This is a genomic window from Kitasatospora sp. NPDC048540, assembly GCF_040651175.1.
In the GTDB taxonomy this organism is placed as follows: Bacteria; Actinomycetota; Actinomycetes; order Streptomycetales; family Streptomycetaceae; genus Kitasatospora.
This window is the reverse complement of the sequence record NZ_JBEZIR010000087.1, coordinates 25808-36351: the sequence shown is the minus strand read 5'-3', so window position 1 is coordinate 36351 and position 10544 is coordinate 25808. Positions and strand designations below refer to the sequence as shown.

Here is a 10544-nt window from a genome sequence, read left to right as displayed (position 1 = left end):
GCGACCTGGACGACCTGCCGCCGGCCCTGTCCCGTCGGCCCCGCCGGACGGCGGCGACGCACAGGGCCGGCCAGCACCGAGTATCACAGGAACCACCGACAAGGCAGGCGGCGGCCCGCGGAGGGGCAGCGGGGGTCGTGGCCGGCCGGGCGACGCGGACATCAGGTCGGACGCCCCGTACGACCACGATGGCGCAGACCGTGACCGGATGGGAGGCGTCGGTGTCCGGGTTCTCGGCGCGCAGCCGGGCCTATTCGGCGGCCGTCTCCAGGGTGGCGCGCCAGAGCGGGCTGTCGACGTAGTGGTTGTCGTACAGCTCGGAGGAGTCCTTGATCTCCTGCGGGCTCGCCTCCCCGCGCATCACCCGGCCGAGCAGGCGCAGGTAGTCGAAGCGCGGCATGCCGGGTGTGAAGGTGAAGAGCACGTCGGCCTCGCAGCCCGGGGCTGCGGCGAAGGCGTGGGGGGTGTGCGGGGGGACGAGCAGGAAGTCGCCCTCGTCGAGGGTCTTGATCTCGTCGTCCACCAGGACCTGGAGCGCACCGCCGATCACGAAGAACAGCTCCGAGGCCCGGGTGTGGAAGTGGGCCGGGGCCCCGACCGCGCCCTTGGCGAACGTGGAGCGGTAGCTGGTGATCGGGCTGCCGTCTGTGCCGGAGTCGGCCAGCAGGGTCATCGTGCTGCTCGGGTCACTGGTCGTCTCCGCCTCGGCGGCACGGGTCAGAACGGGCTTCGGCATGTTGGTGCTCATTGGCGGTGTCTCCCCTGTTCAGCGGCCGTTCCGGTGTTCCGTCCCGGCCTTGTGTTCACAACTCTACGGCGGGAAAAGGCCCATGAAATGGTTCATTCCTGATGGATAATCATGGGCCAATCAGCCGCGGCCGGAGGGGCCCGGGCCGCCGTCCTCGGCCCCGTCACCGGGCCCCGGCCCGTTCGTGGTTCGTGACCAGCGGGCGGACCTTGGTCAGCATGAGGTGCAGGAACTGCTCGGGGTGGCGGAAGGAGGCGAAGTGGCTCGCGCCCTCGATCAGCGCGAACTCCTTGTGCGGGGCCCGTACGTCGTCGAGGAACCGCTCGGCGCGGTCGGCGGGGGTGAGGACGCCCCGCTCGCCCTGGAGGATGAAGAACGGCAGGTCGAAGTCGGTGCCGTCGGCCCAGTCGTCGAAGCCGGCGGTGGCGGGGAGGATCTGCTCGGAGAGCTTCATGCCCCTGCCGAGGGCGCCGAGTTCGCCGAGCGAGTGCAGAGGTGAGAACCAGAGCGACTTCAGGACCACCCGGGCGAAGCTGCGTTCGCCCTGGTGGTCGGGGCCGGAGCGGCGGAGGGTCTTGCCGGTGCCGCGCATGTCCCAGCGGACGATCGTGAGGTGCTCCTCCCGGGGCCGGGTGCGCGGTCCGTGGATGGCGTTGGAGGCTCCGGGGCCGCCGTGGATCTCCAGCACGACCGGGTTGTCGCGGTCCTCGCCGCGGACCGGGATCCACTGCTCGATCCCCCCGATGCGTACGAAGCCCTGCTCGTCGATGCCGTCGGGCGCATCGATCCGCATCAGCCGGGCGCCGGCGGCCGGCTTGAGCCGGCGGTGGCCGAGGGCGCCGGCGACGGGCGCGAGGAGGGTGGCGGCGGAGGCGATGAGAACGACGCTGATCACGGCTACTCCCCTGAATTGTGTATCGGCTACGCATTTTCGTTCAACGGTTTCTGAGTGACCGTCGACGCATCAACGGGGCCCGCATGACCGGGAGCAGGGCGGGCAAGGAGTAGAAGCGCGACCCGAAGGCGAGCCTCGCGCTGCTGTAGGGAAAGCAGGAGCAGCCGCGGCGCGGTCCGAAGCCCTCACTGACCGCCGAACGCATCGTCGCCGGTGCCACCGTCATCGCCGACGCGGAGGGCCTGGACGTGGTCTCCATGCAGCGCGTCGCCGCCGACCCGGGCGTCACCCCCACGGCGCTGTACCGGTACTTCCCCGGCAAGGCCGAACTGACCGACCTGATGGTCGACACGGCCCTCGGCGCGCTCTCCGAGGCCGTCGCCGAGGCGGACGGGTGGCGCGCCGGGCTCACCGAATGGGCCCGTCAGTGCTGGGCGCTCTACCGCCGCCACCCGTGGATCCCGACCACCACCGCCATGCGCCGACAGCTCACGGGCCCCAACCGGCTCACCCGGCTCGACTCCGCGCTGTCCGCCCTCGCCCCGGCCGGGCTCACGGCCGTGCAGCAGCACGACACCGTCCTGCTGGTGATCGGCCGCATCCGAAGCCTCGCCCAGCGGCTCGTCCACGCGGACGAGGAGTGGAACCGGCTGGCCGGTGAGGTGCTGGAGCGCCACGGGCACCGCTCCCCCGCGCTCGCCGCCGCCATCGCGGCCGGCGCCTTCGCCCCCCCGGGGGACGGCGACCCGCTCGACTTCGGCCTCGACCGCATCCTCGACGGCGTCACCCACCTCATCGACCACCCCTGAACGGCCGCGCCGACGCCCACCGCGCCCGGACCACCACTCCCCCACTAGGAGCAGCGGCACCTGCCGCGTGGTGTCCCCGCGCCCGCGCAGGCTCTCGACGCCGGGGCGGATGCGGGTACGGCGGGGCCCCTCCCGGGCGGGCCGCTGCGAGGCGCCGGCCCTCACGCGGTGAACTCGGCCCAGACCTCCTTGCCCGTCCCGCCCGAACGGTGACCCCGGAAGGACACGACGCGCCGGACGATGAACATGCCGTGGCCGTGGCCGCCGTCCGGCCCGTGGGACCCCGGACGGGGCGGGGCCGCCAGGGGGCCGGTCACCGTGAGGCGCACCGCGGTGCCGTCGAAGTCGAGTTCCAGGCGTATCGGGCCGGGGATGTGCTGGGCGGCGTTGGCGTGGAGTCCGACGGTCCGTACTCAAACCGAACATGCGTCGGACTCTGCGCGTCAGACGGCGCCCACGGCCGCTGCGACCGCCGCCGGCTCGGGCGACGACGGTGCGGCGTAGTCGCGCAGCCGGATCGGGGTGGTGCGGGTGTTCTCGGGTGCCTGGGCGGCCAGCATGTCCAGGATCTCCTGGGTGGGCGCGGGCATGAAGAACCGCTCCGCGCCCTCCCGCCCCACGGTCTGGTGCTCCGTCACGTAGCCGCGCATCTCGCGCTCGTACGCGGCGAAGGCTGTGGTGTGGTCGCCTGCGGACGCGGCGAGTTCACCGGCCAGGACGTAGGCCCCGATCAAGGCCTGCGAGGTGCCGCGGCCGGAGGTCGGGCCGGCGCAGTAGCCGGCGTCGCCGAGCAGCGCGATGCGCCCCTTGGACCAGCTGTCCATCTCCACCTGGGCGTTTGCGTCGAAGAAGAAGTCCGGTGCCTGCGCCATCTCGTGCAGCAGGCGCGGGATCTCCCAGCCGTCGTCGGCGAAGTGTTCGGCGATGATCCGCTGCTGCCCGGCACGGTCGTGGCGGTCGTACTCCAGGTGCTCGGCTGCGAGGTGGAAGGCGGCGCGGGCCTCGGTGTTGGCGCGGGCGGTGAAGATGTTGGCGGCCTTACCCGGGGCGGCGTAGAGTCGGCCGGTGTTCTTGAGGCCGAGGTAGTTGTCCAGGCTGAAGATGGCGGTGTAGATGCCGAGGTGACGGACGAACCGCTCCTCGGGGCCGAAGGCCAGTGCCCGGGTCCGCGAGTGCAGACCGTCGGCGCCGACGACCAGGTCGAAGCGGCGGGGGGCGCCGCGCTCGAAGGTGACCTCGACGCCGTACTCGTCCTCGGTCAGGCTCGCGATGGAGTCCCCGAAGACATACTCGACGTCGTCGCGGGTGGCCTCGTGCAGCATCCTGGTCAGATCGCCCTTGAGGACCTCCAGGTCACCCGCGAAGATCACGGCGGGCAGGGTGGCGTACTGGCGGCCCTCGGCGTCCACCATCGCCGCGTCGCCCATCTCGGTGTCCAGTTCGCGGATGCGCTCCAGCAGGCCCATCCGATCCAGCACGTCCAGCGCCTCTCCGCGGAAGTCCACCGCGTAGCCGCCCTCGCGCACCGATTCGGCGCGCTCCACCACGGTGGGGGCGAAGCCGTGGCGGCGCAGCCAGTAGGCGAGGGCGGGGCCGGCCACGCTGGCGCCGGAGATCAGCACGGTGCGGGCGCTCGTGGTCGTGGTCATCTCGGGTTCCTCTCTCAGGTCGATGCGTACAACGTATGGACAGCCGATCCCCATGTGAAGTGCAGAATCGAGGAAGGAATCCTAGTACACTAGGCTTCATGTACTAGTACACCAAGGAGTGCCTCATGTCCGCACAGCCGCCGTACGCCAGGATCGCCGCCGAACTGCGGCACCGCATCGAGACGGGCGAGCTGCGCCCGGGCGACCGGGTGCCCTCCACGCGGGCGCTCACCCAGAGGTGGGGAGTCGCCATGGCCACGGCGACCAAGGCACTGGCCGCCCTGCGGCAGGAGGGTCTGGTCCGAGGGGTGCCCGGGGTGGGCACCGTGGTCTGCGCCGTCCCCCGTACGCCGCGGACGGACGGGCCGGCGCAAGAGTCGACTGCGCGCCGGCGCCTGGTGCGGGCGGGGATCGCAATCGCCGACGCGGAGGGGGCGGCCGCGCTCACCATGCGGCGGCTGGCCGCCGAACTCGGCACCTCGGCGATGTCGCTGTACCGGCACGTGCAGAACCGGGACCAGCTCCTCGCGCTGATGGTCGACGCGGCCTACGCACAGGCGCACCCGCCCACCCCGGCCCCGTCCGGCTGGCGATCCCGCCTGGAACTCTCGGCCCGGGCCCAGTGGCGGCTCTACCAGGAGCACCCCTGGCTGGCGGCCGCGATGAACCTCGCCCGCCCGCTGCTCGCCCCCAACGGCATGCGCCACGTCGAGGAGGCTCTGGCGGCCCTGGAGGGCCTCGGTCTCGACGCCAGCACCCGGATGCACGCGGCAGTCTCGCTCTTCGGATTCGTCCGGGGCTGCGCGGTCGACCTCGCGGCGGAGCAGGAGGCAGGTCGGGCCAGCGGCATCACCGGCGACCAGTGGATGCAGGTCCAGGAGGCCCGGATGGCCGCGCTGCTGTCGGACGGCACCTTCCCGGCGTTCACCGCCGCCCGCACCGACCCCGACCTGGATCTGTCCGGCGAATCCCTGTTCACCTTCGGGCTGGACCGCCACCTCGACGGCCTGGCAGCCCTGATCGCCGCCGCCAACGCCCGGCCGAACTCCCCCGACGGCACGGGACACCCGCCCACGACCTGTGAGAAGTGATCGCGACCGATTGCCGAGCGACCTTCCGGCCTGGGCTTCCAACGGCAGGAGCAGCGGGACCTCGGACCCGGCGCCACCCAGGACCACCGTCCGGACACGCCGCGTGTCACCCGCCCCCAACCGGCTCGCGAGGCCCTCATCGGTCCACCGCGCCCGGCTCTGCGCTCTCACGCTGCTCGAGCCATTCGAGGTACCAGGTGCGGAAAGTGTGGGGGTTGCCTTTCGCGTCGAGGTACGGCTCGAAGGGCGGGTTGGTCGCACAGTCCCGGTCGCGCAGCTCCCCGCGGTGCGGGCCGACGATGATGAGCCAGCCGGTCATCCCGCAGCCGTTGTCGCTGATGAGGATCGCCCCCGGCCGCGTTCCAGGTACCAGGCCTCCTCACCGGCGTCGCCGAAGACGGGGCGGTAGTCGTGCAGGTAGTCGTCGTCCTCATCGCGGGGAGCGGGCTCGTATCCGGCGGCGCGCAGGGCCGCCCTCTGCCGGTCGGCCCAGCCTTCCGTCTCGACGAACGGCCCGCCGGGGTCCAGCCGCCAGTGGTACCCCCCGTCCCAGAGCCATCCCCATACCCCGTCGATCCGGCACAACGACGTGAGGCGGAGTCCCGGGCCGGGGGCCGGGGCCCGGTGCCGGATCGGCTGCCCCCGCCGGCTTCTTCGACGACTTGCCGGGGGCGGCCGCGTCGGCCTCGACCTCGGCCAGCACGGCGGTGTGGTCCAGTCCGGTCATCGCGAATCCCCCTCTTGTCCGGCCGTGCGCCGGGTCACCGGACGACGGCGGGGGCGAGCGCGGCGGCGGCGAGCAGGGCCGGGCTGCCGGTGCCGTCGGCGAGGACGGCCCACAGGTCGCTGCCGTCGTCGCCCGGGAGGGCGTAGGCGAGGGTGCGGTCGTCGAGCCACAGGGCCTGGTCGTCGATTGTCCGCTGCTCCGCGGTCGCGGTCTCGGTCATGGTCGCAAGGTCGAGGACGTACAGCCGCCAGGGGGCGTCGTCGGGCAGTCCGTGGACCCGCTTCTTGTAGGCGACGCGCGAGCCGTCGGGCGACAGGGAAGGGCATTCGACGTTGCCGTGCAGGGTGGTGAGGGTGCGGGCGACGGCGTCGCCGGCGACCAGCCAGGTGTGCCCGCCGGTGGCGAGGGTGGCGTAGAAGTGCTCGTCGTCGGCGAAGGTGACGCCCCAGACGTTGGTGTCGGCGGCGTGGTAGGGGTGGCCGTCGAGGGTCATGGCGTAGCTCTCCAGGTCGTCCTGCAGCGTCCAGGTGCGGGTGTCGAGGATCGAGGTGCGGGTGGAGAAGTCGGTGCCGGCGTAGGAGTCGCCGCCGACGAAGACCGTCCAGGCGACGAGGTGGCCCGACGGCGACACCCGGGCTCGGGTGGGGATGCCGGCCAGGTCGTAGTGGCGCCGCTCGTTCAGGTCCGGGTCGAGGACGACCGCGCGGTAGGTGTCCTGCAGGACGCCGTGGACGGCCTGCAGGCAGATTCCGGTGCCGGCGGCGGCGTGGAAGCGCAGGCAGGCGGGCGTCGCCACCGTCCGGGCCGCGGCGGGGTCGGCGAGCGGGACCGCGGCGAGGTGGTCGCGCCGGGAGCCCCAGGTCAGGCTGCGGAAGACCAGCCGCGGCCCGTCGCTGTGCGGCCCGAGGGTGACGGCGCCCGCCCTGGCCGGCGGCCCGTCCCCCGCCCGGTCGCCGCCCCGGGCCGGGTCCCCGGCACGCAGGACGGTCCAGACACCGGCCCCGAGGAGCAGGGCGGCGGCAGCCAGCAGGACGAGGAGGCGGCGGCCGAAGGTCATGCGCGGGGGCCTCTTCCGGTCATCGGGGGACGGGGATCAGTGGGTGGCAGGGCGGTCGGCGGTCGCCCGCTCCGGGTCGCCGGTGACGCGGCCCAGCAGGCGGACGGCGCTGGTGACGGCGGCGGTGAGGGCGGCGGCCATCACGGCCAGGGCGGTGGTGTCGCCCCACCGGGTCCACAGTGCGCCGACCGCGAGCGAGCAGAGGAACCGCCCGGCGGCCTGGCCGGTGCCGACCAGGGCGAGGCCGGCGCCGCGCCGCTCCTCGGGGACCGCGCCGGCCGTGGCGGCGGCCAGGGTGCCGTCGGTGGCGGCGTAGAAGAGTCCGTGCAGGAGCAGGACCGCGGCGGCGATCGGGAGGCCGCCGCCCGGGAGGGCGAGCAGCAGTCCGTAGCCGGTGAGCAGGGCGGCGTGTCCGAGCACGAATGCGCGCCGGCGTCCGATCCGGTCGGCGAGCGCGCCGAGCGGGACGGCGAGCAGCAGGTAGACGGCGGCGGTGCCGAGCGGCAGCAACGGGAACCAGCTCGCGGGGAGGTGGAGGCGGCGCTGCAGCAGCAGGTAGAGGAAGGAGTCGCTGACGGTGGCGAGTCCGAGCAGGGCGGCGCAGGCGGTGATCCGGCGCAGGGCGGGCAGGCGGAGCAGTGCGCCGAGCCGCAGGCGCGGTCCGCGGGCCCGCAGGGTGGGGCGGAGGCTGTGGCCGGGGACGAGGAGTACCAGGACGAGCACGCCGAGGGCGGCGACGTACGAGCTGACGGTGAAGACGGCGCGGTAGCCGCCGGGGGAAGTGCGCAGGATGAGGAAGGCGAGCAGGGGGCCGCCGAGTGCGCCGACGGTGTCCATCGCCCGGTGGACGCCGAAGGCGCGGCCGCGCCGTTCGGGCGGGGTGGCGAGCGAGATCATGGCGTCGCGGGGTGCGGTGCGCAGGCCCTTGCCGACCCGGTCGGCGGCGAGGACGAGGCCGATCAGCGGCGCGGTGCGGACCAACAGCAGGGCCGGCCGGCAGACCGCGGAGAGGCCGTAGCCGGCAGCGGCGACAGCCTTGTGGCGGCCGCCGCCCCGGTCGCCGAGGAGGCCGCCGAGCAGGCGCAGGGTGGCGGAGGCGCCGCTGAAGACGCCGTCCAGGACACCGAAGCCGAGCGGGGAGACGCCGAGGGCGGCGACCAGGTAGAGCGGCAGGATGGCGGTGACCATCTCGGAGGAGACGTCGGTGATCAGACTGACCGTCCCGAGGGCGAGGACGGCGGGGGCGATCCGCGCGGACCGCCCCGGCCCGGGGGCCGGGGCGGCGGCGGACGCCGCGGGGCGTCGGCTGTCCGCGAGGTACACGGTCAGTTCCAGACGCCGGCGATGTCGGTGGCGTTGGCGGCCTTGCCGGCGTGCTTGCCGGTCCCGGCGAGGTCCTCCAGGGTGCGGAGCATGTCGTAGTGGTTGTACGTGGTGGTCGGTGCACTGCCGGCCTTGACGGGCTGTCCGTACAGCACGGTGGGGATCTGGTTGCCGCTCTGCTTGTCGTCCTCGTCGTAGGTGACGATCAGCAGGCTGTTGTGGGTCCTGGCCCAGTTCGCGTACGCGCCGAGGTTGCTCTTGATCCAGCTGTCGCCGGTGCCCACGCTGCAGTCGTGCATGTCGGAGCAGAGGTTGGGGGTGACGAAGGAGACCGCGGGCAGCTCGGTGAAGTCGCCCGGGAACTGCGCGAACGTGTGGCCGGTGGCGGTGGGCACGTTCTTGAACGCGAACCAGGGGCTGTGCTTCTGGGCGTACTTGCCGCTCTTGCAGGTGGTGGAGCCCTCGCTGGGAAGCGACTCGTTGTAGCTGCCCCAGCTCCTGCCGGCCGCGATCACCTCGGAGGCCAGGTTGGCGGCGGTCATCGAGCCGACCTTGTAGCAGCTGTCGTCGGTGATGCCCTGGGTGCTGCCGGAGAAGACGGCGAAGTAGTTGGGCTGGCTGGGATGGGTGATGCCGTACGAGGCCTTGAGGACGGCGCCGCCCGTGGCGAGCGAGTTCAGGTACGGCGCGTCGCTGCTGCCGATGATCTGCTTGTACGCGTGGTTCTCCATCATGACCACGACCACGTGGTCCGGCTTCGGCATCGTGGTCGACGCCGAGGCCGAGCCGATGCCCACCAGGGTGGTGGCGAGGCCGCCCGCCACGGCCGTGGGCACGGCGACGGCGAGGGCGATCTTCTTGCGGCTGCGGCGGTGGCGGCCGGTGGTGGGGTTGGACACGGTTTCCTCCTGGGTCGGGTGGTGGTCGGGGGGTCACTTGGTGGGGTTGTCGCCCAGGCTCTTGACGTAGAGGAGCCGGTTGGGGGTGTTGGTGCCGGCGCTGCCGATCTTGCCGGTGGTGGCAGCCTTGATCAGCGCGTCCTGGACCTGGGCGGGGGTGGCCGTGGGGTGGGCCGACAGGTAGAGCGCCGCGGCGCCGGTGACGTGCGGCGCGGCCATCGAGGTGCCGGTCAGGTTGTGGCTGTCGTTGTCCCCGGTGTTCCAGGCCGACGTGATGCCGGTGCCAGGGGCGAACAGGTCGGTACACGAGCCCCAGTTGGAGTCCGAGCGCCGCTGGTCGTCGGAGGTGGAGTTGTTCACGACGACGGCCTCGGCGATGTCACCGGGCGAGTTCTTGCACGCGTCGGCGTTGCTGTTGCCGGAGGAGACCACCCAGGTGACGCCGGAGGCGATGGAGTTGCGGATCGCCTTGTCCTCGGCGGAGCTGACGCCGCCGTTGATGCTCATGTTGACCACGGCGGGCTTGACGGCTTGCTTGGTGATCCAGTCGGCGGCGGAGACGATGGAGGAGGTGGGGATGGAGTCGTTGCAGGGGGTGACCCGCACGGAGACCAGCCGCACGCCCTTGGCCACGCCGTAGTCCTTGCCGCCGACCGTGCCCGCGACGTGGGTGCCGTGGCCGAGGCAGTCGGCGCCGTTGCGGCCGTCGCCGACCAGGTCCACCCCGATGGCGGCCCGGCCGCCGAACTGGCTGTGGGTGGTGCGCAGTCCGCTGTCGACCAGGTAGACGGTGACGTTGGAGGCACTGTTCGGCGCGGTGTAGCTGTTGTCCAGCGGAAGGTTTCGCTGGTCGATCCGGTCCAGGCCCCAGCTGGCCACCGACGCCGCCTGCGCGGCCTCCGGTGCGGCGTCCAGGTGCTGGGTGCTGTCCTGCTCCACCGAGGCGACCGCCGGGTCGGACGCCACCCGCCGTGCCTGGGCCGGGGTCATCTCGGCGGCGTAGCCGTGCAGCGCGGTGTCGAAGACGGTGCGGACGGTGCCGCCGTAGGTGTGCGTCAGCCGGTCGGCGACGGACGCGACGGCGGTGTCCGGGGCCGCCGTGCCCGGTGCGGTGTCGTCCTTGAACACCACCAGGTAGCGGCCGGCTATCCGGTCGCCGGGCGTGCGGACCTCCTCGGCGGCCCGTTGACTGGCGCTCGCCGGGTTGATGACCACGGCGGCGGCCGCGGCGGCGCCGACGGCCACGGTGGTGAGTTTCCTCCTGCGGGCATGGCGGCGTGCGCGGTACAGGGACACGGTGACTCCTCGGGGGGAGTGTGCGGCGGGAGTCCGCCGACTCGGGGATC

At 72.8% G+C, this 10544-nt stretch carries 10 protein-coding genes; 2 read left to right on the top strand and 8 right to left on the bottom strand.

Going from position 1 to position 10544, the window contains the following annotated elements; translation table 11 throughout:
* Positions 1 to 250: 250 nt before the first annotated feature.
* Both AB0D08_RS28100 and AB0D08_RS28095 read right to left on the bottom strand, forming a co-directional pair.
* Entirely contained in the window at positions 251 to 736 is a 486-nt protein-coding gene (locus AB0D08_RS28100) for a cupin domain-containing protein (protein WP_359892744.1), read from the bottom strand.
* A gap of 175 nt (positions 737 to 911) precedes the next feature.
* Complete coding sequence (locus tag AB0D08_RS28095; protein ID WP_359892742.1) at positions 912 to 1643, bottom strand: hypothetical protein; 732 nt, start codon at positions 1641 to 1643, stop codon at positions 912 to 914.
* A gap of 188 nt (positions 1644 to 1831) precedes the next feature.
* Between AB0D08_RS28095 and AB0D08_RS28090 the strand changes: the two genes are divergently transcribed.
* Positions 1832 to 2452 (top strand): TetR/AcrR family transcriptional regulator, encoded by a 621-nt coding sequence (locus tag AB0D08_RS28090; protein WP_359892753.1) that lies wholly within the window; start codon positions 1832 to 1834, stop codon positions 2450 to 2452.
* Positions 2453 to 2895: 443 nt separating this feature from the next.
* On the opposite strand, the gene AB0D08_RS28085 is transcribed toward AB0D08_RS28090, so the two are convergent.
* Positions 2896 to 4101: an FAD-dependent monooxygenase gene (locus tag AB0D08_RS28085; protein ID WP_359892739.1), complete on the bottom strand. Its 1206-nt coding sequence runs from the start codon at positions 4099 to 4101 to the stop codon at positions 2896 to 2898.
* Positions 4102 to 4226: 125 nt separating this feature from the next.
* Between AB0D08_RS28085 and AB0D08_RS28080 the strand changes: the two genes are divergently transcribed.
* On the top strand, positions 4227 to 5192 hold the full coding sequence (locus AB0D08_RS28080; RefSeq protein ID WP_359892736.1) for a TetR/AcrR family transcriptional regulator C-terminal domain-containing protein: 966 nt from the start codon (positions 4227 to 4229) through the stop codon (positions 5190 to 5192).
* 136 nt (positions 5193 to 5328) lie between these two features.
* Here AB0D08_RS28080 and AB0D08_RS28075 read toward each other — a convergent pair whose 3' ends face one another.
* The 5 genes from AB0D08_RS28075 to AB0D08_RS28055 all read right to left on the bottom strand — a co-directional run bounded on the left by AB0D08_RS28075 (position 5329) and on the right by AB0D08_RS28055 (position 10494).
* On the bottom strand, positions 5329 to 5511 hold the full coding sequence (locus AB0D08_RS28075; protein ID WP_359892733.1) for a hypothetical protein: 183 nt from the start codon (positions 5509 to 5511) through the stop codon (positions 5329 to 5331).
* A gap of 442 nt (positions 5512 to 5953) precedes the next feature.
* Complete coding sequence (locus AB0D08_RS28070; protein ID WP_359892732.1) at positions 5954 to 6976, bottom strand: TolB-like translocation protein; 1023 nt, start codon at positions 6974 to 6976, stop codon at positions 5954 to 5956.
* A gap of 36 nt (positions 6977 to 7012) precedes the next feature.
* On the bottom strand, positions 7013 to 8299 hold the full coding sequence (locus AB0D08_RS28065; RefSeq protein ID WP_359892729.1) for an MFS transporter: 1287 nt from the start codon (positions 8297 to 8299) through the stop codon (positions 7013 to 7015).
* Positions 8300 to 8301: 2 nt separating this feature from the next.
* Positions 8302 to 9198 carry an alkaline phosphatase family protein gene (locus AB0D08_RS28060; protein WP_359892727.1) on the bottom strand — a complete coding sequence of 299 codons (897 nt, stop codon included), beginning with the start codon at positions 9196 to 9198 and terminating at the stop codon, positions 8302 to 8304.
* Between the two features lie 33 nt (positions 9199 to 9231).
* Complete coding sequence (locus tag AB0D08_RS28055; protein ID WP_359892726.1) at positions 9232 to 10494, bottom strand: S8 family peptidase; 1263 nt, start codon at positions 10492 to 10494, stop codon at positions 9232 to 9234.
* Positions 10495 to 10544: the final 50 nt, after the last annotated feature.

Coding starts and splice junctions, on each gene's coding strand:
- AB0D08_RS28085 (WP_359892739.1), bottom strand. CDS start 4,101: ATGACCACGACCACGAGCGCCCGCACCGTGCTGATCTCCGGCGCCAGC.
- AB0D08_RS28080 (WP_359892736.1), top strand. CDS start 4,227: ATGTCCGCACAGCCGCCGTACGCCAGGATCGCCGCCGAACTGCGGCAC.
- AB0D08_RS28075 (WP_359892733.1), bottom strand. CDS start 5,511: ATGACCGGCTGGCTCATCATCGTCGGCCCGCACCGCGGGGAGCTGCGC.
- AB0D08_RS28070 (WP_359892732.1), bottom strand. CDS start 6,976: ATGACCTTCGGCCGCCGCCTCCTCGTCCTGCTGGCTGCCGCCGCCCTG.
- AB0D08_RS28100 (WP_359892744.1), bottom strand. CDS start 736: ATGCCGAAGCCCGTTCTGACCCGTGCCGCCGAGGCGGAGACGACCAGT.